The following is a 25,760-nucleotide window of genomic DNA, read 5'->3' on the forward strand; positions in this document are numbered from 1 at the left end:
ACTTACACAAACTAAGTGGTTTAGTTCCCATTTTCTCGTGCCTGCGAGTTTTCAGCATCCCTATAGCTACCAATCGTAAATACGTCAACCCGACGATTTTGAGCCTGTTGAGCGACTTCGCGAGTCAACAGGTGAGTTTCCGTATCACCGGCAGCACTCACGCGAATCTTTGTCGGACTAACGCCTTCAGCGATCAGCACATCCGCCACAACCGTCGCCCGGGCAAAGGCCAGGTCCATTTTGTCCACTAACGTTTGCCGCTCGTTGTTTTGATTCTGCGTTGTCAGTCCACCTGCGGGAAGGGGTTCCCGTGTTGTGTGGCCCCGTACGACAATCAGACCATTGTGTTCAATCAAATCCTTAGCGACGCCCCGAAGATTGGTTTCCATCCGAGTCGTCAGTTCCGTAGAAAAGCGATCGAAAAAAACCGGCCCACCTAAAGTCAACTGCGTGCCATGATTGATTCGTTCGCCGCTGGTATGTTCACCGGCGTTTCCGCTCGACTCGCGACCGGCGCGTTTGACACCACCTTCGGATGTATTGCCGGCGGAGCCACGCTTGTTGAACTCGCTCGTATGTTGCAGCGATCGCCCAGGCATGCTTGCCCGTCCATCAGTGTTCCCAAAGGACTCACGCAAGGCATCGAGGGCGGCGCGGACGGAACCACTGTCCGTTTTGAGTTCGCTCAAGGAGACGAGCATAATGAAGAAGGTCAGCAGCAGGGACATCATATCCCCGTACGTCACCACCCACTCGGGAACGCCTGGAACATCGTCCTCTTCTTCAGCCATGTTTGAACTTTCCGTTCTTGAGGCGAAGGTGGGGCCGACTACGAGAACCGCTGCTGACAGCAACGAACCTAGGCAGCGGCCTCTTGTTTCTGATTCGCCTTTGCTCGTTCCGCAGGTGGAAGCATAGTCATTAACTTTTGTTCCAAGACGCGTGGATTGTCGCCGTCCTGAATGGCTACCAGCCCGCGAACGATCACTTCACGAATCTCCATTTCGCGTTTGCTATAGAACGCTAGCTTGTCGGCGAATGGCAAGAAGAACAAGTTCGAAACGATTGCCCCATAGAGCGTCGTGATCAATGCAACTGCCATCCCCGGGCCGATGGCTTCCGGATCGTCCATGTTGCCAAGCATAATGATCAGCCCCATCAAAGTGCCGATCATGCCGAAAGCCGGTGCGTACCGCCCGACAGTATCCATTAGAGACTTCCCAGTCTTATGACGACCGGAAATTGCATCCATCTCGGCACGTAGAATCGCCTCCATGAGTTCAGTATCGGTTCCATCCACCGCCATCTGAATCCCAAGGAGAATGAACGGATCTTCGATATCCCCCGTGCGACTCTCCAACGCCAGAATTCCTTCTCGACGCGCAAGTTCTGCGAACTCGACTAACTGAAAGATCACCGGCGTCAACGGCTGCTGCTTGGGGAAAAAACTCTTCAAGATCACTTTGTGAACTTGAAACACCGTCCCCATCGGAAACGCAATGAAAGTCGCAGAGATTGCACCACCCACAACAACGGCTAGCGACGGATAGTCGATAAACGCGGCGAAGCTCGACCCCGGTGCAATCATGATGGAGAGGATAAGCAGGAAGATACCTGCCCCTAATCCTCCGATGGTCGCTTTGTCCATCGCTTCGTACTTTCCGCTATGAACACTCTCGGACTCTTAGTCAGCAACGCGACTACAAACTGTCAACTCAGCTCTTATAAGCAGGCACAACTTGCAAAACGATAATAGTCTCACAAAACGAATGATCGAGATCGCCGAGCCACTTTAGGCAGCACGAGAGTCGAGATACGAGTCTGCTAGACTGCTATTGGTTAAACGGCGGTATGCTAGACTGCGTTTCACGACCTCTGCGACACTTTCGCGAACTATAAACCGATCATCGGTGGTCAGTGTGACGAACGTGTCCGGTCGGCTCTCAACCATCCGAATCAACTCGGCATTGACGACAAACTCCTCGCCACTCAGACGTGTTAGTTTAATCATCGTCTATTCCTCTACCGCCCGAGAACGAGAAGTTCATCCACCAGCGTTTGTACCGAACCGATAACTCTCGCATTACCACGGTAGTTCGTTGAGGCCACGATCAAATCGACGAGGTTCCGCCCGACATCGGTATTCGAAAGCTCGATCGATCCCGAACGCACCGTGCCAGCTCCGAGACTTCCAGGCGTGACGATAAATGGCGGGCCACTTCCCACACCTTCGAGATAGTTCGTCCCACCAGCTTCAATCAGACCTTGCGAGTTCGAAAACCGTGCAAGGGTCACTTGCCCGAGTGTGCGAATAACACCATTGTCGAAGATGCCGTTGATAATACCGGTTTCATCCGTGACGAAACTAGTTAACGTTCCTGGCTCGGAACCGTCTTGTGATTCCAACCCCAAAGCACTTTGCCCAGAGGATAGACCTGAAACCTGCGAGAAATCCACTTGAATCTGCATCGGGCTAATGGCGGCTGTGTTGTTTCGATCAATCGAGAAGGTTCGCACGCCATCGCCGACCAACTGGCCTTCACCGTCGAATGTAATTGTTCCATCACCTAACACCGTACTCAGATCGCTATCATCATCGCTTTCGAAGAAGTAGCGAAACGTGGTGGAACTCGGTGTATTGGACTCAAGGTAGGCAGACAGTCGGACTGTTAACGGTTCGCCGAGAGAGTCGAACACGACAAAATCCGTCACGGTACTTTCACCAATCGCAGATTCAGACTTGTCAAAGACGAGACTCGTCGGCTCAATTAAGGCACCGTTAGTTACAGTAAGATCAGAGCCGGAAACTAACAGGTCATTTGCTGCTCCTCGGTTCCCGAGAATCTGAAACTCTCCGGCACCGGTTACTGTCACTCCAGGGGCTGTTGTGGTGTTACCGTCCGCAGGAATGGTGCCGCCTGAGTGAATGCCAAGTGCCCCTTGCATCAAGTCGACCAACTCTTGAAGCGTCGAAGAAGCGGTAACCTCCATCGATTGAGGAGTCTGTGTTCGCCCCCCCTTGCGTCCGCCGAAAGAGATCGTCTCGCCCACTGGAAACAGTGGATTGCCCCCTGAGTCCTCCAAGTCAGTCAGCAGGGAGGCCACAGTCGCGGGGTTGCCGGTTGATGTCTCAGTCATTGGGTCACTTGTCACAAGCGCACCATTGAGCGAAACTGTCCCCCCGGGATAGAGTGCTCCGTTGAGTGACACATTGTTCGTTCGCTCTGCGACATTGAGTTCTCCAAGCGGAATCTCAATATCAGTCAATTGAGTTCGAACGAGATTGAAGTCTTCGTCAACCCCATAGCCTTGGACTCTTAGACCGTCGGCATTGACGAGCGTACTCGAACTATTCAGCGTGAAGTTTCCGCTGCGTGTATAAATGTTGCCAGCATTACCATCGAGGATGAAGAATCCGTCACCTTCAATCGCCAAGTCAGACGGACTTGTACTATTCGTGATCGATCCCTGGCTAAAGTCCTTCACAATCGCAGAAACGTTTGCTCCGAGACCGATTTGCCTTGGGTTAGTTCCGCCGTCAGTTGCAGTCGGCCGAGAACCGACGGACAGCGTTCGCGAAAGCTGAGTCGCAAACTGCACTTTTGACGCTTTGAAACCCGTCGTGTTCGCATTGGCAATATTATTGCCCAATACGTCGATCGTGGTTTCGTTCAACGCCAATCCATTCAAAGACGTATTGAGTGCCGATGTGAGACCCATGTAATCCTCGCTAAACTCATTTTGCGATCTCGGCGAACGAAGCCGACATCTTGCCTAACTATCGGCACAATCGGACTCGTGGGCGAATAGAATATTCGCACGCCGCAATCGATGACTAGGGTTCGATTTGAATTAGGCGATCTACGATTGGTGAATCGTATGAACGCCAGACACCGGAATGCTGTCGTCCCCGACTCCAATAAAAGCTTGTCCCTCAGCCACAAATGCTCTCGTCACCACGCCCGACACCTGACGCGAACCAGCGGCGGTCTGTACCGATGCCGTGATCGTTTTTCCGATGAAGGAAGCTGCCGAGGAGAGTTGCTGATTGTTAGTGATCGAAGTTAGCGTCTCGCCGAGTTCGATGTTTGATTGCAGGGACCGCATTTGTGAGATTTGATTTAGCAACTCGTCGTTACCAGTTGGCTCAAGAGGGTCTTGGTTCTGAAGTTGCGTGATCATCATCTGGAGGAACGCCTCTGACGAGAGCCCATTCAACCCTTTTCCGGTTTGCGTGCTACTTGTCGAACTCGCTCCGGCCGCGCTGGTTGCACTAACAGTCATGGAAAATCTCACTCAATCTATGGTAACAGTTTGAAAACCATTCAGGCCGAGTTGTCAATGCTGGCGGTCCTAACACGACTTGCAGGCGAGTATGTGATCTCTAGAAAAATCGTCACGACGACTAAACTTCAATATCGATCCCGACGAGGTCGTTCCTTCGTGGTTTTCCTTCTGTCGATCTTGTTGTCTGATTGATCTCGTCAGGTTTTTCGGGGCTGTCTTGTGTGGGACCATCGGCTAAGCCGGTTTGCCGATGACGCTCTTGCTGCTGACGCGAGTTCGACTGATCCTGGGCGAACCCATGTTGCTGCGAGTCGGAGTTTGACGGTTCGCCGCGTTGCACTTCGACTTGGGTTGTCCCGCCCGTTTGCTGGGTGAGGGCGTCTTGAAGTTGTGGAAGATGTTCAAGCAGCAGACGCTGTGCGGCGGACGACTCCACCTGCAAGCGAGCCGAAACCTGACCGCCTTGGTTGTGAACTTCAATGCTTAATACACCAAGTTCCGGGGGATCGAGTCGAATTCTCAAAGGACGTGTCGATTGCTGACGACTAGCTGTCTCGACAGCCTCTGCCACACGGTCGACAAGTGCTTGCACTCGCGAAGCAGACTCAGTCCCCTCCGTTTGTGGACTAGTCACCTCACGCCCGGCCAACGCCGATGTCCGGTTAGTCACTGGTGGCAAGGCTTCGCTCGACGACGAGTTGCTATCGATTGATTTTGTTTCTGTCGGGTTGGAATCCACGTCGTCCACAGCCACCTGCTTACGGACTTCCGGTCGCGGATTCGCCACGATGGTCTCGAGTTGGTCATTCGGTCGGATTGCATACCCCGAAGAGTTCGTATCCGAAGAATTGTGTTGCGAACTCTGAGAATCGACTTCCTCCACCTCATGCGAGTCGGAGCTGTTAGGTTTCGCTGAACTTGGTTCAGTCCTTGCTGTGACTGGTCTTTCCGTTGCAGGATTCGACGTCGCTTGTCGGATAGTTTGATCCGTCGTGACCTCTGCGGTCGGCTCGACTGGCTCTTGTTCCACTTCTGTTGAGAACTCCTCACTCGAGTTCTCTGATGTCGTGACAAAAGTCTCAGAGGGGATCTCTGAAGCCGTTGGAACAGAATCGTTGTTCTGACGGAAATCGTCTGTCACCTGTGGACTACCCGCCGATTCAGCGTCGTTGTCAACCGCTTCTGAACGATTTTGGCCGTTTTCACGGATCGTAGTATTTCGATAGAGATCCGAAGAGTTTTCGAGAGTTGTTCCGTCGTCCGTTTCTCGTTGCGAAACTTCCGAGTCATCTGATTCAATTGACGACGAGTCTGTTTGAGTCGTGTTGGAATTGATCTCAATGGTGTCTATCTGCAAATCGATTTCAGGGGCTTCGTCAGTCGCTGTGGCTTCGGAAGATTCTTCCGCACCGGTATTTTGACTGGTGTACTGAGCAACAAACCCGCTCGGCGCTTTGAACTGAAATGCGTTTGCATCTTGCGTCGGCACCGAATCTGTCACCAACCGAATCTGGCGAGTTGGCAATTCCTGTGGGAAGGGCTGTTGAGCCTCCGACGTCACGAGAGCAATCTCTCCGACGTCACCGCCGGGTTCCTCATGACTTTCTGGCTTCGAGTTTTGTTCGTCGGCTTGGACCGAGTTCGCAATTGGCGAACGATCTTCCGCGGTCGGCGTTTGATCGGTCTCTGGCTGTGGTGCAGGCCGATTCAGCCGTTTCGGCTCGGGCTTCTTTGCGGAATCGGTGGACCGCCGATCCTGAAGCTTCTTGGCGAAGATTGACGGCGTCGAATCTTGAGACGATTTCCGTGGTGTCGACTTATTTTGTGCCTCTGAGGAAGACACACCCGGAGAACTTTGTGTAAGCAACCCAATTTCACTCGACATCCAGCGGACTCCTAATGCCGTCCCGGATGCTCGAAACAAACTGCCTTACTGCAGCGGTCGCGTAGGCGTAGCGGCGGTTTGGTCAGGGGTTCGAGTGGCGGAAAGTTCCGGTTCTCCACGGCTGAGGGCATCAAAGATCTGCGCACTCCGCTGCCTTTGTTCGTCGTCACCCTGGCTCATTTCCTTGAGAATCTTTCCCAAAGTCTTTGCGGGAAGTTCTTTGAGCAGGACGAGATTCCGATCGAGTTCCAACGCCATGAGATACGGAACGGCATCGCCGGCGGAGAGCGAACTCAAGACGGATCGCGCTTGCTCGGTGGCTTCGGATTGAATCTCCTCGCGGACCTGTTTGAGCTGCATTTCGAACGCTTTTTGTTGCTCTTGGAATGCTAGTCGATTCTCGAGAATCCGCTTTCGTTCCCGTACGATCATTTGCGATTGTTGCGCAAGTTCGCGGGCGCGGGATTCTAGGTCGAACGCGCGGAGAACCCGTTGCTGCATGATCAACTTCGTATCAATTCCGCGATCTTCTGCCGACTCGTCTCCCTCGAGTTCATTCACTGGCGCGTCCTGCCAGGCAAGTCGCATCCGTTGCAATCGCTTTGAGTTCAGCTCACCGCCGAACCAGAGATACGCAAGCCCGGCTAATTCGACAGTAACGATGACTAAACAACACATTCCGAGTAACGAGAGTAGCTTCCGAATCATGATGGCGTCTCACTTGAACGAGAGTTGAGCCAGGCCTCCTCGCGTTGCAACTCGGCCTTTTTCTCTTGGCCGCGATAAAATTCTTCGCTTTGTTTGTCCCGAAGTTTTTCTAGAAGTCGCACTTCTTGTTCTGCGATCGCCAACTCATTTTGACGCTGCTCGACCACCTTAGCGGCCTCGGCAGCTTCTTTCTCGGAATCGCGAAGTGTTTGCCCGAGATGAGTCAGGTAATGCCTTTGTCGATTCAATTGCGCGATATTGATTCGGCCAGTTGCAAGTTGCCGAGTGCGATCCTCGTGCTGACGAATATCCCCAGACACTTCGTTCCGCCGTGCGTCAATTTCGCGTTGAGCGGCGAGCGCATCGGCGAGATTCTGACGAGCGGTGTCACGAGTTCGTGCTCTCAGTTCAAGGAGTGCTTGTAAGCGAAACTGAAACGACATCTGGATTCAATCAAGAATAGGCGACTGAAAACTCATGCAGCGTTTACAGGTCGATTGGGTTTTGGTTTGGCATCTTGCTTCGGCAACGAGGCTCGGGCGGCTTCTAGTCGACAGAGTTCATTGATCGTTTGATCGAGCGAGGTCTGCTCGGTTGAGGACTGGTGAAGAAATTTGCGAATCGGCTCGTCCAACTGTAACGACTGATCGACAAGCGCATCGGAACCGGGGCGGTACGCACCGACGGCGATCAAATCTTCCGCCTCTCTTCGCGCCGCAAGCATTCGTCTTAAACTATCCGCCGACTGACGATGCTTCGGAGTGACGAGGTCGTTCATTGACCGACTGATACTGTGCAAGACATCAACGGCCGGCCAATGAGATTGGTGAGCGAGTTTGCGAGACAACATAATATGTCCGTCCAGAATCCCGCGTACGGTATCCGAGACAGGTTCGTTGGTATCGTCCCCTTCCACCAAAACGGTATAGAGACCCGTGATACTTCCCCGTCCGTTCAAACCGCTTCTTTCGAGTAGCCGAGGGAGCAGCGAGAAGACACTCGGCGGATAACCACGTGTCGCCGGTGGCTCGCCAGCAGCCAATCCGATCTCTCGTCCAGCAAGGGCAAACCGTGTCACACTGTCCATCATCAACAGCACATTTCGCCCGAGATCACGAAAGTACTCCGCAATAGCAGTGCCTAGATAGGCGGCTCTAAGTCGAAGCAATGCCGGCTCGTCACCTGTTGCGACGATCACGACACTTCGTGCCAAACCTTCGGGGCCAAGGTCACGTTCGAGGAACTCCCGCACTTCCCGACCACGCTCACCAACCAGCGTGACCACATTCACATCCGCCGAACTGAACCGGGCAATCTGTCCCAAAAGCGTGCTCTTCCCGACACCGCTCCCGGCAAAAATCCCCAGACGTTGGCCAACACCGCATGTCAAAAACCCGTCGAGTACGCGGACCCCAGTTTGTAATGGCTGGTGAATCCTTGGGCGTTCCAACGGCGGAGTCGGAGGCGTTTGCAAGTTGACGCAAGCCGGGCAGGGCGTCCGGGGACCATCGTCAAGAAACCGTCCTCGGGCGTCAATCACACGTCCGAGCAAACCTGGCCCAACACGAACGGTGGGCGATGACTGCTGCAGATGAACCCGGTTGCCTCGCCGTACACCCGCGAGATCTCCATACGAAAGCAACAAGGCCTCGCCATCACGAAACCCCACGACTTCCCCGACGACCGGTTCGCCATGACCGCGATCAATTTGACAAACCGCACCGAGCGGAGCCGGAAAACCCACAACGGAAGCTGTCAACCCGACCACTCGCGAAACTTGGCCGACCAGCCCGAACGGGACCGCCTGTGCAAGTTGCTGATGATAGTCCATCATGCGTCATGCCCCGGCAAAAGCTCTTCGGCGAGTCGACCGAGCTGGGTTTCGAGTCGCGCATCGATCTCACCATGTTCGGTCCGCACGAAACATCCTCCACGCGTGATCGAGTCATCGGCTTGCACTCGAACACCACCTGAGGAACGGAATAGCGAGTTCAAGTCGATATCTTGCTCCTCAAGCAATGCCGCATCGTCTGGGTGTATGTGAATACTCACTTGCGACTCGCCGGTCACCATTTCCAAGACTTCCTGCATCAATGAAACGACACCTTCCGGATGAGCAGACAGCTTCAAATGCAGAATTCGTTCCGCGATCGCAATCGCTAAAGTCACCCCCTTCGTTTCCCATTCGGAAAACCACTCCATCTTTTGAGTGGCCATTGATTCGGCGACGTTCTGAATGAGTGGCAGTGATGGCTGAAGTTTCTGAGCGACCTGTTTGCGGACTTCGGTATTGATCCGATTCTGAACTTCTTGTTCGGCCTTCTGCAGTCCCGCTTGGTAGCCCGCGTCGTACCCCTCGGACTGAGCCGTCTTCCGAATCAAATCCGCTTCGGCTTGCGCTTCGACAATCACTCCGCGCGTCTTCTCGCGAACTTGCTCAAGGTACTGTTCGCATCGGCGTTCGAGGTCTTCGAAGTTATAGGCAACCTCGTACTGTAACGAGTGCGTGGTATCAGCCTTCAGAACTCGTTTCGTCTCAGGTTGCCCCATGACATACAACTTCAATTCAGAGATAACATACAATTCGGACTAAGCCGAAAACTAGAACTCAGAGCGATTACAAACCCGCATTCTCGACCACGGGTGTGACTCCATAGTTCAAACACTCCAGGCAAGCAACACCGTTACTACGAGATATACTGATCTCCATCAGCCCCTCCGGAGACCTCGATCTCGCCGGTTTCTTCGAGTCTGCGAACCGTGTCCACAATTTCTTGCTGATTCGCTTCGACATCGCTGACTTTGACCGGACCAAGGTATTCCATTTCCTCTTTCAGTAACTCCGCCGCTCGCTGAGAAAGGTTCCCTAACACACGATCCCGAATCTCCTGCGAAGCTCCCTTCAAGGCGATAGCCCACTGCTTACTATCAACTTCTTTGAGCAAGACTTGAATGGCTTTATCATCCAGCTTTAACAAGTCATCAAAGACGAACATCAGACGTTTGATCTCATCGACGAGTTCACTATCGTCATCTTCAAGCGTCTCGAGAATTGCACGGTTGGTCATGCGATCGGTTACGTTCAGAATCTGAGCGACCATCGGAACACCGCCAGCCTTCTCGAGTTGTTGACTAAACGAGGACTGCATCCGCTTTCGCAACGTCCGTTCGACGTCTTCCACAACTTCAGGGCTCGTTTGCTCCATACTGGCAACTCGACGGATGACCTCCAATTGCTTGCTCGCAGACAATCCGCTCAATACCTCGGCTGCAAGTCCCGCGGGCAAGTGAGACATGATGAGAGCAATCGTTTGCGGATGCTCTTCTTGAATAAATGTGATCAAGTTGTCGGCACCGACTTTTTGGAGAAAGCCAAATGGAACCGAACTTAGCGATTGCCGGACGTTGTCGAGAATGGCATCGGCACCATCTTCCCCTAGCGACTCCCGCAAGAGTTGGTCGGCAAAATCAATCCCGCCACGTTCGATGTGCGAACGAACTTTCGCAGTTGTCGCGAACTCTTCGATCACACGCACTTGCTCCTCTTCAGGCACGTCCTGAAGTTTCGCCACTTCCAACATTAACTTCTCGACCAGATCTTTACGGACTTGGCCTAGCACCGAAGCCGCAAGTTGCTTGTCGAGGCTCAATAACAGGACGGCCGCCTTCCGAACTTCACTCATTCGTTGTCCCTAGAGCAGTTGTTTACAAGTCTTAGTGTTTTCCGTCTCATGACGCGTTAGCAAAGACCTTTTCCAGTTCTGATCGATCTATTGCTTAGGCTACAAACCCAAATCCACACAATAACTCACGCTTCCTGAAGCCAATCCGAGATGATGTTTGCTGCCATTTCGGGATTACCTTTGACCATCTCTTGGAGTGTCTCCCGCTTCGTTGGCTCATGCGTCGGTGCATCGGCCTCTGCTTCAGCTGGACTCCCGGAGTCAATCAAATCTCGACTCAAATCGACTTCCTCCTCCGGCAGTTTGGGGAAGTTCTTGCGTAGCATCCAAAGAACGAAGAATGTAAATCCCGCTAGGACAATTGTATTGCCCCATTGATCTGCAAAAGACGTCGCCTGAGTCATCAGTGACGGGGCGACATCGACGATGTCAGGCTCCAAGGCGAAGTAGCTACTCACGTTGATTGCCGATGCCGGAGAGTTTGCCGGAATCAATACGGCTACCGTTGACTGCACCTTTGCGAGTTCTTCTGTTTCAATGGCTTTGACAGCTGCGTCAAATTGAGCTTTCTCTTCGTCTGTCGTTCCTAGTGCTAGTCCTCGTTTCTCGGCAATTGCTTCATAGTAGTCATGTGGAAGCTTGATCGAGACTTGAACCGCCTTCGGCATAGCGGCGAAAAATTCCTGATTAGTCACTGTAAAGGAAGGGACCGTCGTCGTTGTAGAATCTTCTTCCGCAACGGCCCGAGACCGCTCTGGCTCACTATTTAAATCAAGACTCCGCGGTTGGTTATTTTGAACACCCGGTTCGCCGCCGACACGCTCTTGCCGAAACTTCTCGTCACGAATTCGACTCGCGGAATAGCTTGTCACAGTCTCTTTAGGATTGAGTTTCTGGCTCCGCTCGATGTGTGACTTGACATCGTTGATATCAACATTCACGGAAACAATTGCCCCCGGGATGTACGCCAAGGCCGCTTGAATTCGAGACTGATACTCTTGCGAGAAATCTCGAATTCGCTGCATGATTGTGGAATCAAAGGGACTGTTCTCGGGAGCTGGCTGGTGCGAGGTTCCCGTCGATTGATCAAAGACTGTGACATTCGCTTTTTCCAAGTCAGGAATCATCCCGACGACAGCGAGACGCAAGGATTCGACAAGCTGCGGAGTTAATGTTCGCCCACGCTTGGGACGGACACTAACGGTCGCTGTGACTCGTGTATCATTGTGTGGCCAACGCCCCGGTTTGGAACGAGCCCAAACACAACTCGCATGCTCGATATCTGGCACAGCCTGAATGGTCCGCTGCAAAACATTCGCGAGTGCAATCCGATTCCGTTCCTCTGCGGTTCGGGAACTTTCGAAGACCCCGTTTGATTTTTCGAACTGAGTGGCTAGTTCCGATCCCCAACCTTGAGGAAGAGTTCCTCCTTCAAGAAGGGCCGCGTTATAGCGTTCCGCACTGGCTTTCGGCACCATTAACTTTTGACCGTTGCGTTCAAAATCCGAGAAGCCCGCGTCAAGCAGCGTTTGCTCGGCGTTCATCAACTCTTCGGTTGTAAACGTTTTCCCCCAGGAAAGCGGAACCATGGCTGTCGATGGCCCGGAAAGCATCAGGTAACCAAATGCAGCCACAAGCAAGCACGAAACGACCGCCAACGTGCCTTGCTGACTCGGGGGCATCGTTTTGATCGAATCGAAGATTCGCTTGCCAATAGACGCGGGTGGTGTCGCTGCCATGATCTCGTTCAGTGGGTGGTTATAAAACTCGACAATCGTCGTAGGAATGATCGACTAATAGCCGCCGAAATCTATCTCTACATTCGAATCTGCTGAACTTCGTTGTAGGCCTCGAGAACTTTATTTCGAATCTGCATCATAAGACGCAGTGCAAGATCAGCTTTCTTGACAGCAGACAATACTTCGACCTGCGTTATGCCCTCACCAAGCATTTGACTTTCGATCGCATGCTGAGACTGGCTCTGTAGTTCAGCGGTGTTACTCACAAGATTCATTAAGAGCTGCTGAAAGTCGCCTGTCGAGCCGCTCGGTTGGACGTCCTTCGCGGAACTCGTCAGATCCAACAACTGAGTCGGAATCGCTGATGGTGAGATTGGTGAAGGCATTTGTCAGCCCATCCTTGTGAACGACATTTAGGCAATAATTTGCAGACTCATTTCCGCCAGTTGTTTCGTAATTTGCATGGCCGAGATGTTCGCTTCGTATGCTCGCCCGGCTTCCATCGCATTGACGAATTCTGTCATCACATCGATATTCGGGTAGGTCACGTAACCGTCCGCATCCGCGTCCGGGTGCCCAGGTTCATGAACTCGACGCGTCGGAGTCGTCCGGTCAATGTCGACGGTATAATTCACTCCGACACCCGCTTGTGGACCGCTAGCTTGAGGCTCTGGATGAAACGAAACGAGTCGTCGAAGAAATGGGGATGGTTCGCCGTCTGCGTTGCGTGTCGCATTTGCGTTCGCAATGTTACCAGCGATCGTGTCGAGTCGTTGTCGCTGAGCGACCAAACCGCTTGTACTAATGTCTAAGAGATTGAGCATTCTAGGCCTCCCAAGAATTAAAAGCTTTAGGCGTCCATGCAATTCGCAACGACTACGGACGCTCGCTGATCACAGCCTGTAGAAGATTTGTTTGCGCGGACATTAGTTCAAGACTAAACTGTTGGAGCATGGCGTTCTTAGACATCTCGGCTAGCTCCCGTTCAATGCTACGATTGCTGCCATCCTGAAATGACTGAGTCCCAGACTGTATTTCCTCGGCTTGGAAGAGTTCTCTCGAGATTTGGTTTTCAACCCGAACAGAACTCGACGATGGACTAGGCATCGGCAGTCCGGCCGAAGGTGAAATTGGACTCGACTGGCGTTTACCTTCAATATGGTCGCGAAGGGCCTCTTGAAATTTCTGAACAGGCAAATCTCGTGTGCGGTACGCGGGGGTGTCGATGTTCGCCACGTTTCCCGCGAGTACCTCCTGACGTTTCTCACCGAACGCCGCGATTTTTTCGAGCATTGGCAAGGTGCCATGGGAATCCCATATTCCGAGCATCGCATCCTCCGAGAAACTATTGAACGAGGTTGATTCGAGACTGAGGTTCTGGTGTAACAACCGACTGATATGCGGATCGCACATTATGACTTTGCGACAGCCGCTTGAGTTGCGCCCCCGTCTCATCACGCTGCGTTTGAAGCAGTTGTTGACACTCAGATTCATGCTGAGCGAGATCGCCGAACAATCGTTCGGATTCGCTAAGCGTTTGTTCGATGGAATTTCGTTCGCCAGATGCAAACCCTGACCGCATGCTAGGCCAGTCTTTTAAACATTGGCGGTTCGGTGCATCCCGATCGTGAAGGCGATCCAGAATACACTGTTTATGTTGGAGTAGTTCAATCAGTTCCGAGTAACGTCCGTTCTCGATGAGTTCTTTTTGCATCTGAGACACACTCAGAAGTTGAATCGCATAGTCCCGTTGGACTTCCGCAGCTTGGAGAAATTGTTCTGCCGAATGTTTCATCGCAGCACCACTAGTTTTGAGAGACACTGAGGCGGACTTGCAATGCCCAATCAATCCACTCCATCCACTCGCTACGCGACCTGAAGTTCGTCGAATCAATTGCAAAGGCTTCTTCCGGCATGCGTTCTAGTATGACTTTCGCTTGCTGTAAGACACTTTGAGCCTGATCAGGCTGACCGAGTTCGTCATAAGCGGTCGCAATCTGAAGATAAGCCGGAAAGATCCGCGATGTCGAAGAATACTCATTAACGGCGCGGTTGAGTGTTTCAATCGCCCGTGCATACTCTTGAAGTTCAAGCTCAATTTCACCCAGGGTGAAGCCGCTATCGAGCAGAAGTTGCGAGTGGAGGCTGTTTAGTCCGCTTTCGTTCTTCAATGCGGTCAGGCGTTTCCTAAGGTCTAGTAATAGACTCTTCGCAATCGCAAGATGTTTGCGCCGTTCAGTCTGAAGGGCGCGTTGCTCTGCATCGATCGTCGTGGCGATAAGTTGTGTGTTTCGAAAGCTCGCAATTCGCAGATGTGTGTTCGCGAAGTGGGTTTGAACTTCTAAAGTTTCCTGTGTATGCGGATATCGTTTGAGATACTCGTCGAGTAGTTTAGCTGCCTCATTGAGTCTTTTGATCGATGCAGTAACATCGGTCGATTGTTTTGTGTCGTCGTTAGGCTCAATATATAGTGAAGGAACGGCCGTGGTTGCGTAGAGCAACCGTCCGAGTTGGAACAGCGATAGCCGCCACTCTTCCGCGTCTGGTGTCAGTTTGTCCGAACTGAGGACATCTCGCCAAGCGGCTTCTGCCTGAGTGGGTTTTCCCTGTTCCAAGTAACACAGTCCCGTCCAGTAAGCCGCTTCGAATGCGGCAGGGTCTGTACTGTGTAACTTCAACACCCGTGAAAAGTGAGCAAGAGCTTCATCAGCACGATCGAGACACAACAAAGCCTGCCCCTGCCAAACGTGCGCCAAAGGCAGTAATCGATCGGGTTGAGTTGTGAGAAACTTTTCCAGCATTCGTTCAGTCGCAGCGTAGTCTCGCCCTTTACGGTAGTGTTCTGCACTTTTCCAGAGAGCGCCGCCATACAGAGACGAAGTCACAAGTTGCTTCGCGAGCCCCGCAAATGCGTCTCCGCTTTCACGCCAGCGACGATCGAGCGCAGCTTGGCGAGACTCTCGCTGTTCTACCGGTAAATTCAAAACTTCTTGTGCGAAGGCCTCGGCACGTTGCTGCGTCGCACGGGCCTTCAATTCCATTGCTTCGGTCGTGGTGAACAGTGGCACAAGCGATTGCGAAAGACTAAGTGCTTCGTCGAAACGGTTGGCGTCGATCCAGTCATCCCATGCCTTCAAGGTCCGTTGGCGAACGGAATCCAAATTCAGCCATCGATTTCGAAACTGCTGAGGAAATTTGATACTCGCTAGTGCCGCTTGATAGTGCAGCAACGCTTCCTCGTGTCGCTTCATTCCTTGCAGAAGACCCGCTGCATGAAACTGTGCCGCCAAACACTCTTGAGTCCCCGGAAACTTTCGGGCAACTTTCTCGAAGACATCAACGGCGAGTTGAGGTTCTCCAAGTCGTTCATGACATTGCCCGAGCAATAACAACGCTTGTCTGTTGACAGAACTGTTCTTCGCCCGGTTACCTAGGATACTTTGAAGTTCCGACTTGGCACGCATGCTTGATTGTAGGTCAGCATTTGCGACGTCGATTTGAATGCGAACGAGTTGGGTTTGCGGAGTTTGATCTGCTCCAAGTTGACCATCAAGAAGCATCTCCGCTTCTTTCGTCTTGCCAAGAGCTAGCAGCACTCGCGTCTTCTGTAGCGTTACGGAATCTAAATCGGCTTTACGATCGGCTTGGTCTGCAAGACTGTCGATCAGTATGTCGCTTTGCCCTAATGCCTGCTCGAGTTCACTTGGCGATTGGGAATCCAACGACATGTCGATCAGTTGTGATGCCACTTCGTTTTTGACACTCGGATTGATACTGAATGCCTCTTCGAGCAGCTTCCTCGCTCGGGTCGGTTGCCGAAGGTGGTGCAACGCTGTCCCGGTTGCATAGCACCAATCTGGTCGATACTCATCGGGAAGCGAAATACTTTCTGAAGCTTCTAACAGCCGTGCACATTGTTCGAATAGTCGTTGACGATTCGTCTCGTGTTGACGTTGGGCCTCGCGGAACGCGACTAAACCAAGGATATACTCCGGTGCACCGGGAAAATCGGGATCGCGGAATTCAGCCTGCCGAAGTTTCGTAGCGACCGCCTGGGCTTTCCGGTCTGTCGTTTGTGTGTCTTGTGCAAGCCACTCAAGAGCCTGCTGCAATTTTTGCTGAGGTGTGAGTTCGGTCGGGCGTGTTGAATACCAGAACGCACCGGCCAATGTGAGGATAGTGACCGTCGCTATAATCCCCATCTGAACCGGCGAGAAACGCTCCAACAAGCCGGATGCCTGAGCATTCGGTTGCGAATCCTGCGATTCGGGATTTGGAGCGGATTGCGACATGGACGAATTCAATTGCAGGGCGGTCCCGGTCGGCGGTTCGAAAACTGCGCAGCCTGGAACCTGGAACGACCAACCAAAAATGAATTGGACTGTAAATTGAGAGAGTTCGGTTCAGAAAAGCGCGGGAACATATGACGGACCCTGCAATTCTGTCAAGATCGAACCGGCAGCGGCCGACAACGTTCCATGGCGAAATCAGTCGTCTTGGTCCGACCAACCTTCGCGACCGATCAATTTGACGAAGCGGCAATTACAGAGCTTTTGCGTGTGAAGTCCCTGATCGGTTCGTGTTGCGAGAATCAGCGTTTGAGTGGTCTCATCGCCCACGGGGATCACGATCCGTCCGCCGACACCTAGTTGGTTTGCCAGCGATCTTGGCATGCTCGGTGCCGCTGCAGCCACGAGGATACCGTCATAAGGAGCAAACTCGCGACACCCCCGAGTCCCGTCGCCTAACCGGAACGTCACGTTATCAATTTGTAATTCTGACAAAATCGACTTCGCCGACTCCGCGAGGGTTTCGTGTCGCTCTACACTGACCACACGTCGACAGAGCTGCGACAGCACGGCCGTTTGGTAGCCGCTGCCAGTCCCGACTTCGAGAACGGTTTCCTCGCCGGTCAGTTGAAGGGCTTGTGTCATCAACGCCACGATGTACGGCTGACTAATTGTCTGACCGCATTCGATCGGCAGTGCAGCGTCTTCATAGGCACGCTGCGATTGATCATCGCGAACAAACAAATTCCGCGGTACTGCCCGCATGGCGGACAGCACCCGGTCATCGTGAATGCCTTGACTCACCAGAGATCGAATTAACTGATCGACACTCGTGCTTTTCGACATGGGAAATCTTGTCTACTACGGATTCTGCCCCATCTTACCAAGGATAGCGCCTCACGATCGGTACCGTTGCAGCTCACTTCGCCTCTGTGGCGTTCACAACTTCCGCAAAGACCGTCTGCGTCGGGTATGCGAATTCGATGTTTTCCGACTCGAACTTGTCAAGCAAGTGGAAATTGATCTTCTGCTGAATGTCCATATAGACATTGTAATCTGGACTGAGCACATAATAGACCGCCTCGTAGAGCAGGGCGGAATCACCGTAAGCTTTGAAGTGTGAGCGGTCGAACCGGACGTTTTCCTGGGCTTCGACGGCTGACTTCAGCATGTCCGGAATGGCTTTGACCTGGGCGGCAGGGGTTTGGTAGATCACGCCGATCGTGAAAACGATGCGACGTTCCTGCATCCGTTTGAAGTTGCGAATTCGACTGCTAAGCAAGTCGCTATTCGGAAAAACCAATTGTTCCCCGGACAGACTTTGCACGCGAGTGGTTTTGAGACCAATGTGCTGCACGGTGCCCATCATGTCGCCGACGATAATGAAGTCGCCGAGGACGAAGGGTTTATCCAAGACGATCGACAGCGAAGCGAATAAATCGCTCAGAATGTTCTGAGCCGCCAATGCAACCGCAATACCGCCGACTCCTAAACTTGCGACGAGCGTGGTGACATCGACTCCCAGATTCGACAGCACCATCAAAAACGCGATGCTCCACAGGGCACATCGAATCAGAAACGCGATCGCCTTGGCGGTAGTCACGGCACTGGCATCGTCGGCCCGCAGCTTGATGTAGCGATCCATGCCGAAGTTGATCAACGCGTTAATCCAGATTGCCGCCTGAATGACTAGCGCGACGATCATCACGTTGCGACTGATCACGACGCTTCGTTCTGGCAAACTCAACGCGAGCGTGGCAAGAAACAGCGACAGGACAACAAGAAACCAGAACCGGGTCGCAGCGACTAGGTCAACCAGCCCGTGTGACCAACTGTTCTCATCCCTTCGGTCGGCGAGAGCTTTGACCCGTAATCGAACAATCCCTTTGATTGCCGGCAACAATGTGAAACCCGCGACGAAGATGGCAATCGCGGTCGCCCACTGGTGTGTGGAGCTGTTGAAAAGTTCCCCTTCGGGGAGGATTTGATCGACGAAATCGACCACGGTGTCCTGCCAAAACTTCTTAAGGCTGTCCCAAAAACTATTCAAAACCATGTCGCCTGATTCCTTCCGAGTTTGTCTTCGTTGGGCGTCGACCGGCGGCATTGTAACGGATCGAGCGGCCGTAGGGGAAACGCCTTAATCGCCTGTTGTTTGATCGGGACGGATCGAATCTCCGGCGTGGGTTGGCTTTTCGGAATAGGTGGTTTGCGAAACTGTCGTAATTTGAACCGGTCACTCGCGAACGTTGTGGAGAATCATCATCGCTTTCTCCGGAAGAGTCTGGATTTCGCGCGCTCACTTACGGCACATTGGGTAGGTTCATGACATGCCACTCGACGTGAACCGCTGCGGAGGCGGCATGCACGATCCAACCTTTACGAAGTGAGAAATCCATGCAATTGTCTCGAAAAACATTTTTCGTGGCGGCCGTTGCGGTCACCATGATTGGAGCCTCAGCACAGACCGCCGATGCCTGCTGCCTCTTCGGTTGGCTGTTCGGCTGCGGCCGTTCAGCTTGCTATCAACCGGCCCCATGCGGTCCGCCGCCATGTGCACCATCGTGTTCGCCATGCGGACCTTCCCCGTGTGATTCTGGGAACTGCGGTGCCGGTTTCGTTCCCGTTGCCCCAGGATACGCTCCGACATTTGCCCCCGCCTCGCCATGCGGTCCTGGTGGGTGTGGAGTCAGCTATCAGGGCAGTGGCTATCGTGGTATGGCCTCGCAACCTGGCGGCTACAGCGGGTACTCACCGACGATTCCGCCAGTCGTTTATCAACCCCGACCAATCCAAACTAGCTTCTTCCGACCAGCGACCACCGCGCCGGTTCCACAAACCGCGACCCGTCGTGCGTTTCGTCCGACACCGGTCGAAGCACTGCGACCAATTTCGCTGCCCGCATCTCGTCCGGTGAACCAACCGACGCCGGCACTGCCCGCACAAGATTCCCTCAACACCGGCTGGGAACCAGCACCACGTTACTAGTCCATGTGGGTGTACAGGTCTTAGTTGACTACGATGAGTTAAACCGAAAACAGCCCGCCGGCATTCAGCCGGCGAGCTGTTTTTTTATGGGGTCGGTCCGAAATTCTAAGAATCGCCAGACGGCTTGTCGGAGTTGTTTTTCGATCGACTCCGCCGCCCCCGTCGGCCGCGACGTTTCTTCTTCGGCTTGGAATCTCGGTTAGGTTGTTCTTCCGAGTCTGTGGAATTATCCGGGCTTGCAGTAGTATCGACGGCTTTTTCCGTCTCCGGGGGGGCCGTTTCGGTCGCTTCTTTTTCCGGCGGCTCTTGAGGTTCCGTTTCGGAAAGTTTGCGAGCCGGCCGTCCACGGTGCGTGGTGCGTTGCTTCTCGACAGCCGCCTGCGTAACCGACTCAGGGATATTGACTGGCTCGTCCGCAAACTCGGCTTCGTCGACGGGAATTTCGGCAACCAGATAGGGTTGGAACTGACGAGCCGGTCGCTGCGGATCCTGTAACTTCATCCACGCGGCTTCCGATTCAGTAGCGCAGTTACACCGCTGCGAACTCACGCGACCGCTGGTTCGTCGCCGACGACCACACTTCGGGCAGACCCAAAGGCGGCGAACGTCCAAATCGAGGCGAAATCCCGGACCTTTAATGGTTGACTCCTCTTTCCGAGCATTCAGTCTTGGCAGAAGATGCGCAGCGGTTGTAGACTTCGGCACCGATTTCACATTTCACACGGTTAATGTTTGTGCGAAGCGGATCGGTGATGAGACACATCGGCTCTCATCAACTGTTCGTTAGCTCCATACGTGTGCCTAATAGACTACTGTGACGACTTCATCGAATCGGAGCAAGGGATGCGTCGGCTCCGCGATGTCAAGGAGGAACTGCATTGAGCGATTGGTTCAACATTGTCCATGTCGGCTTCGGCTTCCTGATGGGCGGCGCTGACATTATCCCGGGTGTGTCGGGCGGGACCGTGGCGTTGATTCTGGGAATCTACGAACGCCTGGTGACGGCAGTCAGTCGGTTCGATACCACGTTCATCGGTCATTTGCGAAAGCGAGAGTGGTCGGCCGCGGCTCGGCATATCGACCTCGGTTTCCTTTTTGCTCTTGGGCTGGGAATCCTGACGGGCATTGTGTTGCTCGCTAATTTGATGCATTGGCTACTCGAACATCGGCAGGAACAAACGTTCGCAGCGTTCTTCGGCATGATCCTCGCCTCTGCGTGGATCGTGGCCCGATTGGTGCCACGCTGGAACGCCGGTAGCATCGGTTTGCTGATACTGGGAGCCGTGTTCGCGTTTTGGTTGGTGGGTGTGCCCGCGTTGCAGAACCCACCCACTGGGCCGTTTTACATCTTCTTTTGTGGAACAATCGCGATTTGTGCGATGCTGCTGCCTGGCATCAGTGGCGCGTTTATTCTGCTGATTCTTGGCACGTATACCGACATCACCGGCGCATTGCGGGCCATGCGACAAGGTACGGATTTGTCCGGCAACGGGTTGATTCTGGCGGCGTTCGGGCTGGGTGCATTGATCGGCATCTTAAGTTTCAGCAAGTTGCTGAAGTATCTCCTCAAGCACTATGAAGCTCCGACGATGGCCGTCCTCTGCGGATTCATGTTGGGATCACTTCGCAAAATTTGGCCGTTCAAAATTGAACTCACCCCACCGGGTACGGAACTCAAAGCCAAAGTCTTTGAGAACATCATGCCCGACTTTTCCGCAACCAACACATGGATTTCCCTCGGAATCTTAGTGGTGGCGGGCATCGTAATTTTCGCGATCGAATTCTTCGCGGCCTCTCACGGCCAATCGACGGAAGAGGAAATCGACGACTTTGTCGAAGCCTCGTAAGTCGTTGAAGCCCTGGTGACTCCACCGTCATTTCATCCGAGAAAGTCGATTTGCTTTCGTTGGATGTAGGCGTGCCAAAGCAGGTAGGCGGCGATCGTGCGGAACGGGGACCAACTTTCGATCAATGCGGGGCTTGTTTCGGCGAATTGATCGGCTGTCAATTGGAACTCATGCTGCAGACTGTTTCGCAGAGCGACATCGCCAAGCGGGAAACAATCCGTGCGATTGAGTGCCAACATCAAAAACACATCGGCTGTCCATTGGCCGATGCCTTTGACCTGCAGAAGTTGCTGACGAACTTGATCGTCGGGCAACTGTGACAACTTGGCAATGTCAAGCTGCCCGGAAGTCACCGCGTCGGCAAGGACGTGAAGATAACCGGCTTTCTGTCGGCTCACCGCACACGCACGCATTTCCTCGCTGGTCAGTTTCCGCAACTCTGCGGGCGTGAACTTTGGAACTGCCTGTGTCAGTTTCTGATACGTCGCATTGGCCGACGCCAAACTGACTTGTTGCTCCAAAATAATTCGCGCTAGTGTGGTGAAGTTCGGTTCGCGTTGCCAGAGTGGGGGATAGCCATTGCGATCAAGAATCCCCCGAAAAACCGCATTGCGAGCGGCTAAGGTCTCGCAATGCGTTTCAAAATTCGTGGCGTCGAAAACGGAGATGATCTCGCCTTGCGACGGAATCACTTCAACTTCTCATTCAGGAATGACTTCATATCCGTCCAAGACCGCTTATCGGCTTTCTTGTTGTAGCCGAGCGGGGGCAGACCGTAGTCGTCAGCTCCGGGATTCGTAAAACCGTGCTTGGCATTGGCATAGTAGACCATCATCCAATCCACATCGGCTTTCGTGAGTGCTTCGCGGAACTCTTGGGCGGTTTTCTCGGGGATGAAGCTGTCACTCGCTCCGTGACATACCAGCACGGCTGTTTTGATTCCCTTGGCCTCTTCCTCGGTCGGGACAACCAGTCCGCCGTGGAAAGTCACGATTGCTTTGAGATCCTCACCAGCGAACGCCATCTGTAACACGGTCGAACCGCCAAAACAGTAACCGATGGCGGCGATGTTCTCGGAGTCGACGTTTTTCTGTTCGGTCAGCACATTTAGCCCGCTCAATGCCCGTTCACGCCATTGTTCGACGTTTGAACGAATCTCGCCAGACCATTCTCCGGCTTCTTTCGGATGCTGGGTGACCTTTTCGCCATACATATCGAGGGCGAAGGCGACATATCCGAGTTCGGCGAGCATCTCGGTGCGTTTGCGAGCGTAATCGTTCAGCCCCCACCATTCATGCACGACCAATACGCCGGGGCGCGGCGTTTCGTATTTGTCATCGTAAGCCAAATAACCAACAAGTTTGGTCCCGTTGTGTTCGTAGGGAACTTCTTTGGTGACCAGTTTCGCCTGAGTGGTGACAGGCAAGATCGCGAGCAAAAACGCAAATGTGGAAACACGAAGTGTCATGTCGTCATTCCTTGCGGATGATTCGTTACGGTTGATTCCAGTCTGTTCGAGGATAGTCCAGCCACAAACCGAGAATCAAGCGAACGCATCGGCATGATGATCACTCTAACGGTGCTTCCGATGGGGAGTTACCGGGAGAATCACCAGAATCTTCTGGCGAGTCTTGTTCACGATCGATCGCCGAACCGTCTTCGGTCTCGCCGGAAAGGTCCGGGACCGAAGTGACCAAACGCGTAACTCGGTAACTCGAACTGTAATTTCCCCAAGTCGATGTCGTTACGCCGTTGCGAGTGGAGGCAACATACTGATTCATCCCCGGCAACAGGGTGACCCGAACAACGCCCGATTGTCCCGACTTCAAAATGCCGGCATGAACGGCGGCCGTGGAAAGGTCGGAATCGGAGGTATAAACGCCCGATCCCCAAACCGATCCCCCGGTATCGCCCTTCACGCGGAAATGCAAGACCCGCTGCTTGTTATTGTGAAGACCGGAAAGTGTGCCGGGGTCATCCTGAACTTTGACAGCGGAAATCGTCATGGCCCGAATTGCATATCTGACTGCGACTGCCTCCTCAAACTGCTTGGTATCGATATAACGGGCAAGCAATTCTTGCAAATCAACAACCGCACTGAGACGGTATCTTGCGATTTTCTGATCCGCTTCCGCGCGAGCGGCGTTGGTTTGGCTGTGGTAACTATCGAGGATCTCTCGCGCGGCAGCGGGAAGTTCGAATTCTTCGGTTTCCACAAAGGCAATCAGCCGGCGAAGTTCCTCGGGAGACATCCCCATGGACCGCATTCGCACGGCTTCGAAAAGTTGCCGTTGGAGTTGCTCCGTTTCGGAGACTTCCCCCATCATTGGTCCGAAATCGCCTGGGAGAGCACCACCGAGACCATTCGCGTTGGGAGCAGGCATTGGGTTGAAGACGTCAGCCACTGGGCCGGACGGATCGACGACCTGGACGGCATCAAACGAACCCGGTTCTGGGGCTGGTGCCGCGTCAAAGGGATCGTCGTCGGCTACCACCACGAACACACAAAATGCAACTACGACAGACGCGACCAAGAGAATGTTTCGCATCGAAATGGTGTCCTTTTCGAAATTTTCCCAAGTTCTCCCAAAACCTGACGCCGTTACAACGTACAAAGTTCCTGTGAAGACTCATGAAATCCCGTCAAATTCGACTTTATCTTTAATCGACGCCGTGGAACATCTCCACTTCGTCGCGATCGAAATCGCGAGGGCTGCTGGGCTCGAGTTCCACTCGGAGCAATCGCATTCCAGTGAAGCGGTGTATTGCTCCGCACGTCGCGGACGGTATTGGTACGGTGTACGAATCGCCGCTCACGAGCCCGTCTATACTTGTAGTAAAGACTACACGCAAGTCATTGTACCACAGAAAGTTGCAGAACTAACTACTCTAAGACGGGCCGAACGACTGCTTGTGCATGCCCTTCGGCAAGGTGGAATGGTGGTGGCTGATCCCGCCGAAGTCAACGCAATACTGCTGGCGGCAACGGAAGCATACTTTCAGCGAACCGGACGAACGAGTTTGCCCAATTCCGAAGCCTGCGCGATCAGGCATCGCTTGCATTTTCGTGCCCGTTGGACTTTCGACGAGGAACAAGCCGTCAATCATGCAAAACCCTGAACCAGACCATTGCAATCTTTAGTCGGCCTGTGAGAATGGGAGATGGGAACGGGCCGATACACAATCCCCAGTTGGAGTAGTTTCCTGAGATTCGTATTGGCTTCCATCTCGCGGAAGTCGAAAAGCACAGGCAGCTTCGCAATCACCGCGAACACGGTAGACCATAGAACGGTCTCGCCAATTACATACAAACACGGCACGAACCCGAATATTGTCATGCCCGAGCGATTAGTCGATTCCTTTGGTCGCGTTCATAATAACTTGCGGATCAGCGTCACTGATCGCTGCAACATCCGTTGTTTCTACTGCATGCCCGCCGAGAACGTGCAATTCATGCAGCGGACCCAATTGCTCTCGTTCGAAGAAATCGAGCGATTCGTCAAGCTCGTCGTACCACTCGGAGTCGACAAGATTCGCCTGACCGGTGGTGAACCGCTCGTGCGGCGAGATTTGCCAAAGCTGATCGCGCAGTTGGCAGCCATTCCGGAAATTCGGGACATTGGCATCACGACTAACGGAATCCTCTTGGCCGAAAATGCCCAAGCGATGTGGGATGCCGGTTTGCGGCGGATCAACGTCAGTCTCGATGCATTAGACCCTGTGAAGTTTCAGGAAATTACCCGCCGCGAGGGCTACGAGCAGGTGCTCGAAGGTATCCAGACTGCACAGCAGGTTGGATTCGATCCGGTCAAAGTCAACGCAGTGAGCATTCGGGGTCTGACGGAAAGCGAGATCGTGCCTTTCGGAAAGTTCGCTCGCGAAACCGGTGCGGAAATTCGCTTCATCGAGTTTATGCCATTGGATGCCGACAACGCCTGGGAACGTGAAAAAGTCCTGTATGCTCAGGAAATCATCGACGTGTTGTCGCAGGAAATTGCACCGTTGAAACCGCTGCCAACACAAGACCCGACTGCACCCGCTACAGAGTTCGAGTTTGCAGACGGAGTCGGACGCATCGGCTTTATCGCGTCAGTCAGCCGACCGTTCTGCGGAAGTTGCAATCGATTCCGGCTTACTGCCGATGGAAAGATTCGCAATTGTCTATTCAGCTTGGAAGAGACGGACATCAAATCCATGTTGCGTGGCGAGGCCAGTGACGAAGAGATTCGAACCGCCGTCCGCGAAAGCATTCAGGGCAAGTGGGAAGGGCACGAAATCAATACCGCTCGATTCCTGCAACCCGATCGGCCTATGTATTCCATCGGCGGGTAGTT

27 protein-coding genes are annotated in these 25,760 nt (G+C 53.3%); 4 read left to right on the forward strand and 23 right to left on the reverse strand.

The features are described from left to right. Positions 1–20 precede the first annotated feature (20 nt). The 19 genes from AC5DDB_RS02710 to AC5DDB_RS02800 all read right to left on the reverse strand — a co-directional run bounded on the left by AC5DDB_RS02710 (position 21) and on the right by AC5DDB_RS02800 (position 18,647). A complete protein-coding gene (locus AC5DDB_RS02710) occupies positions 21–791 on the reverse strand; it encodes an OmpA/MotB family protein (RefSeq protein ID WP_491738134.1) in 771 nt (256 codons plus the stop codon). 68 nt (positions 792–859) lie between these two features. Continuing rightward, complete coding sequence (locus AC5DDB_RS02715; protein ID WP_491738135.1) at positions 860–1,648, reverse strand: motility protein A; 789 nt, start codon at positions 1,646–1,648, stop codon at positions 860–862. Positions 1,649–1,792: 144 nt separating this feature from the next. Continuing rightward, entirely contained in the window at positions 1,793–2,011 is a 219-nt protein-coding gene (locus AC5DDB_RS02720; protein WP_491738136.1) for a flagellar FlbD family protein, read from the reverse strand. Between the two features lie 11 nt (positions 2,012–2,022). Next, positions 2,023–3,720, reverse strand: a complete 1,698-nt coding sequence (locus tag AC5DDB_RS02725; protein ID WP_491738137.1) for a flagellar hook-basal body complex protein — start codon at positions 3,718–3,720, stop codon at positions 2,023–2,025. 141 nt (positions 3,721–3,861) lie between these two features. Next, complete coding sequence (locus AC5DDB_RS02730; protein ID WP_491738138.1) at positions 3,862–4,284, reverse strand: flagellar hook assembly protein FlgD; 423 nt, start codon at positions 4,282–4,284, stop codon at positions 3,862–3,864. 121 nt (positions 4,285–4,405) lie between these two features. Next, positions 4,406–6,172: a flagellar hook-length control protein FliK gene (locus AC5DDB_RS02735; protein WP_491738139.1), complete on the reverse strand. Its 1,767-nt coding sequence runs from the start codon at positions 6,170–6,172 to the stop codon at positions 4,406–4,408. A 45-nt stretch (positions 6,173–6,217) separates the two neighbouring features. Beyond that, positions 6,218–6,880 carry a hypothetical protein gene (locus AC5DDB_RS02740; protein WP_491738140.1) on the reverse strand — a complete coding sequence of 221 codons (663 nt, stop codon included), beginning with the start codon at positions 6,878–6,880 and terminating at the stop codon, positions 6,218–6,220. Further along, positions 6,877–7,323 (reverse strand): flagellar export protein FliJ, encoded by a 447-nt coding sequence (locus tag AC5DDB_RS02745; RefSeq protein ID WP_491738141.1) that lies wholly within the window; start codon positions 7,321–7,323, stop codon positions 6,877–6,879. The genes AC5DDB_RS02740 and AC5DDB_RS02745 overlap by 4 nt, the downstream gene beginning before the upstream one ends. Positions 7,324–7,355: 32 nt before the next feature. Next, positions 7,356–8,714 carry a FliI/YscN family ATPase gene (locus tag AC5DDB_RS02750; RefSeq protein ID WP_491738142.1) on the reverse strand — a complete coding sequence of 453 codons (1,359 nt, stop codon included), beginning with the start codon at positions 8,712–8,714 and terminating at the stop codon, positions 7,356–7,358. After that, positions 8,711–9,430 (reverse strand): FliH/SctL family protein, encoded by a 720-nt coding sequence (locus AC5DDB_RS02755; RefSeq protein WP_491738143.1) that lies wholly within the window; start codon positions 9,428–9,430, stop codon positions 8,711–8,713. Before AC5DDB_RS02755 ends, AC5DDB_RS02750 begins: the two co-directional genes overlap by 4 nt. A 137-nt stretch (positions 9,431–9,567) precedes the next feature. Then, entirely contained in the window at positions 9,568–10,563 is a 996-nt protein-coding gene (gene fliG, locus AC5DDB_RS02760) for a flagellar motor switch protein FliG (protein WP_491738144.1), read from the reverse strand. A gap of 125 nt (positions 10,564–10,688) precedes the next feature. Continuing rightward, on the reverse strand, positions 10,689–12,302 hold the full coding sequence (locus AC5DDB_RS02765; protein WP_491738145.1) for a hypothetical protein: 1,614 nt from the start codon (positions 12,300–12,302) through the stop codon (positions 10,689–10,691). A 77-nt stretch (positions 12,303–12,379) separates the two neighbouring features. Next, positions 12,380–12,688: a flagellar hook-basal body complex protein FliE gene (gene fliE / locus AC5DDB_RS02770; RefSeq protein ID WP_491738146.1), complete on the reverse strand. Its 309-nt coding sequence runs from the start codon at positions 12,686–12,688 to the stop codon at positions 12,380–12,382. Between the two features lie 27 nt (positions 12,689–12,715). Continuing rightward, entirely contained in the window at positions 12,716–13,126 is a 411-nt protein-coding gene (flgC, locus tag AC5DDB_RS02775; protein ID WP_491738147.1) for a flagellar basal body rod protein FlgC, read from the reverse strand. Between the two features lie 52 nt (positions 13,127–13,178). Next, positions 13,179–13,631: a flagellar basal body rod protein FlgB gene (locus AC5DDB_RS02780; protein WP_491738148.1), complete on the reverse strand. Its 453-nt coding sequence runs from the start codon at positions 13,629–13,631 to the stop codon at positions 13,179–13,181. Positions 13,632–13,647: 16 nt separating this feature from the next. Further along, positions 13,648–14,097 carry a hypothetical protein gene (locus AC5DDB_RS02785; RefSeq protein WP_491738149.1) on the reverse strand — a complete coding sequence of 150 codons (450 nt, stop codon included), beginning with the start codon at positions 14,095–14,097 and terminating at the stop codon, positions 13,648–13,650. Positions 14,098–14,107: 10 nt separating this feature from the next. Next, entirely contained in the window at positions 14,108–16,594 is a 2,487-nt protein-coding gene (locus tag AC5DDB_RS02790) for a tetratricopeptide repeat protein (RefSeq protein ID WP_491738150.1), read from the reverse strand. 195 nt (positions 16,595–16,789) lie between these two features. Continuing rightward, positions 16,790–17,437, reverse strand: coding sequence for a protein-L-isoaspartate(D-aspartate) O-methyltransferase (locus tag AC5DDB_RS02795; protein WP_491738151.1), 648 nt, complete (start codon positions 17,435–17,437; stop codon positions 16,790–16,792). Between the two features lie 73 nt (positions 17,438–17,510). Further along, the gene (locus AC5DDB_RS02800) at positions 17,511–18,647 is read right to left on the reverse strand and encodes a mechanosensitive ion channel family protein (RefSeq protein ID WP_491738152.1); all 1,137 of its coding nucleotides are present in this window, start codon (positions 18,645–18,647) and stop codon (positions 17,511–17,513) included. A 341-nt stretch (positions 18,648–18,988) separates the two neighbouring features. Here AC5DDB_RS02800 and AC5DDB_RS02805 point away from each other — a divergent pair, with 341 nt between their 5' ends. Next, on the forward strand, positions 18,989–19,579 hold the full coding sequence (locus AC5DDB_RS02805; protein ID WP_491738153.1) for a hypothetical protein: 591 nt from the start codon (positions 18,989–18,991) through the stop codon (positions 19,577–19,579). 105 nt (positions 19,580–19,684) lie between these two features. Here AC5DDB_RS02805 and AC5DDB_RS02810 read toward each other — a convergent pair whose 3' ends face one another. Next, positions 19,685–20,080, reverse strand: coding sequence for a hypothetical protein (locus AC5DDB_RS02810; RefSeq protein ID WP_491738154.1), 396 nt, complete (start codon positions 20,078–20,080; stop codon positions 19,685–19,687). 377 nt (positions 20,081–20,457) lie between these two features. Here AC5DDB_RS02810 and AC5DDB_RS02815 point away from each other — a divergent pair, with 377 nt between their 5' ends. Further along, on the forward strand, positions 20,458–21,426 hold the full coding sequence (locus AC5DDB_RS02815) for a DUF368 domain-containing protein (protein ID WP_491738155.1): 969 nt from the start codon (positions 20,458–20,460) through the stop codon (positions 21,424–21,426). A 32-nt stretch (positions 21,427–21,458) separates the two neighbouring features. On the opposite strand, the gene AC5DDB_RS02820 is transcribed toward AC5DDB_RS02815, so the two are convergent. The 3 genes from AC5DDB_RS02820 to AC5DDB_RS02830 form a co-directional block, all read right to left on the reverse strand. Further along, positions 21,459–22,118: a DNA-3-methyladenine glycosylase family protein gene (locus AC5DDB_RS02820; protein ID WP_491738156.1), complete on the reverse strand. Its 660-nt coding sequence runs from the start codon at positions 22,116–22,118 to the stop codon at positions 21,459–21,461. After that, a complete protein-coding gene (locus AC5DDB_RS02825) occupies positions 22,115–22,894 on the reverse strand; it encodes a dienelactone hydrolase family protein (protein WP_491738157.1) in 780 nt (259 codons plus the stop codon). The genes AC5DDB_RS02820 and AC5DDB_RS02825 overlap by 4 nt, the downstream gene beginning before the upstream one ends. Positions 22,895–22,994: 100 nt before the next feature. Beyond that, on the reverse strand, positions 22,995–23,975 hold the full coding sequence (locus AC5DDB_RS02830) for an LCCL domain-containing protein (RefSeq protein ID WP_491738158.1): 981 nt from the start codon (positions 23,973–23,975) through the stop codon (positions 22,995–22,997). Positions 23,976–24,099: 124 nt separating this feature from the next. Between AC5DDB_RS02830 and AC5DDB_RS02835 the strand changes: the two genes are divergently transcribed. Both AC5DDB_RS02835 and moaA read left to right on the forward strand, forming a co-directional pair. Next, a complete protein-coding gene (locus tag AC5DDB_RS02835; RefSeq protein ID WP_491738159.1) occupies positions 24,100–24,546 on the forward strand; it encodes a hypothetical protein in 447 nt (148 codons plus the stop codon). A gap of 216 nt (positions 24,547–24,762) precedes the next feature. Next, positions 24,763–25,758: a GTP 3',8-cyclase MoaA gene (gene moaA / locus AC5DDB_RS02840; protein ID WP_491738160.1), complete on the forward strand. Its 996-nt coding sequence runs from the start codon at positions 24,763–24,765 to the stop codon at positions 25,756–25,758. Positions 25,759–25,760 lie beyond the last annotated feature (2 nt).

This window comes from Thalassoroseus sp. (assembly GCF_984380535.1).

What these genes read in the sequence shown, in the direction of transcription:
- AC5DDB_RS02725 (WP_491738137.1), bottom strand. Translation starts at nt 3,720, where the DNA reads ATGGGTCTCACATCGGCACTCAATACGTCTTTGAATGGATTGGCGTTG.
- AC5DDB_RS02720 (WP_491738136.1), bottom strand. Translation starts at nt 2,011, where the DNA reads ATGATTAAACTAACACGTCTGAGTGGCGAGGAGTTTGTCGTCAATGCC.
- AC5DDB_RS02730 (WP_491738138.1), bottom strand. Translation starts at nt 4,284, where the DNA reads ATGACTGTTAGTGCAACCAGCGCGGCCGGAGCGAGTTCGACAAGTAGC.
- AC5DDB_RS02790 (WP_491738150.1), bottom strand. Translation starts at nt 16,594, where the DNA reads ATGTCGCAATCCGCTCCAAATCCCGAATCGCAGGATTCGCAACCGAAT.
- AC5DDB_RS02805 (WP_491738153.1), top strand. Translation starts at nt 18,989, where the DNA reads ATGCAATTGTCTCGAAAAACATTTTTCGTGGCGGCCGTTGCGGTCACC.
- AC5DDB_RS02795 (WP_491738151.1), bottom strand. Translation starts at nt 17,437, where the DNA reads ATGTCGAAAAGCACGAGTGTCGATCAGTTAATTCGATCTCTGGTGAGT.
- AC5DDB_RS02710 (WP_491738134.1), bottom strand. Translation starts at nt 791, where the DNA reads ATGGCTGAAGAAGAGGACGATGTTCCAGGCGTTCCCGAGTGGGTGGTG.
- AC5DDB_RS02800 (WP_491738152.1), bottom strand. Translation starts at nt 18,647, where the DNA reads ATGGTTTTGAATAGTTTTTGGGACAGCCTTAAGAAGTTTTGGCAGGAC.
- fliG (WP_491738144.1), bottom strand. Translation starts at nt 10,563, where the DNA reads ATGAGTGAAGTTCGGAAGGCGGCCGTCCTGTTATTGAGCCTCGACAAG.
- AC5DDB_RS02810 (WP_491738154.1), bottom strand. Translation starts at nt 20,080, where the DNA reads ATGAAGTTACAGGATCCGCAGCGACCGGCTCGTCAGTTCCAACCCTAT.
- AC5DDB_RS02715 (WP_491738135.1), bottom strand. Translation starts at nt 1,648, where the DNA reads ATGGACAAAGCGACCATCGGAGGATTAGGGGCAGGTATCTTCCTGCTT.
- flgC (WP_491738147.1), bottom strand. Translation starts at nt 13,126, where the DNA reads ATGCTCAATCTCTTAGACATTAGTACAAGCGGTTTGGTCGCTCAGCGA.
- AC5DDB_RS02765 (WP_491738145.1), bottom strand. Translation starts at nt 12,302, where the DNA reads ATGGCAGCGACACCACCCGCGTCTATTGGCAAGCGAATCTTCGATTCG.
- AC5DDB_RS02740 (WP_491738140.1), bottom strand. Translation starts at nt 6,880, where the DNA reads ATGATTCGGAAGCTACTCTCGTTACTCGGAATGTGTTGTTTAGTCATC.
- moaA (WP_491738160.1), top strand. Translation starts at nt 24,763, where the DNA reads ATGCCCGAGCGATTAGTCGATTCCTTTGGTCGCGTTCATAATAACTTG.
- AC5DDB_RS02825 (WP_491738157.1), bottom strand. Translation starts at nt 22,894, where the DNA reads ATGACACTTCGTGTTTCCACATTTGCGTTTTTGCTCGCGATCTTGCCT.
- fliE (WP_491738146.1), bottom strand. Translation starts at nt 12,688, where the DNA reads ATGCCTTCACCAATCTCACCATCAGCGATTCCGACTCAGTTGTTGGAT.
- AC5DDB_RS02735 (WP_491738139.1), bottom strand. Translation starts at nt 6,172, where the DNA reads ATGTCGAGTGAAATTGGGTTGCTTACACAAAGTTCTCCGGGTGTGTCT.
- AC5DDB_RS02780 (WP_491738148.1), bottom strand. Translation starts at nt 13,631, where the DNA reads ATGCTCGGAATATGGGATTCCCATGGCACCTTGCCAATGCTCGAAAAA.
- AC5DDB_RS02785 (WP_491738149.1), bottom strand. Translation starts at nt 14,097, where the DNA reads ATGAAACATTCGGCAGAACAATTTCTCCAAGCTGCGGAAGTCCAACGG.
- AC5DDB_RS02750 (WP_491738142.1), bottom strand. Translation starts at nt 8,714, where the DNA reads ATGATGGACTATCATCAGCAACTTGCACAGGCGGTCCCGTTCGGGCTG.
- AC5DDB_RS02745 (WP_491738141.1), bottom strand. Translation starts at nt 7,323, where the DNA reads ATGTCGTTTCAGTTTCGCTTACAAGCACTCCTTGAACTGAGAGCACGA.
- AC5DDB_RS02755 (WP_491738143.1), bottom strand. Translation starts at nt 9,430, where the DNA reads ATGGGGCAACCTGAGACGAAACGAGTTCTGAAGGCTGATACCACGCAC.
- AC5DDB_RS02830 (WP_491738158.1), bottom strand. Translation starts at nt 23,975, where the DNA reads ATGCGAAACATTCTCTTGGTCGCGTCTGTCGTAGTTGCATTTTGTGTG.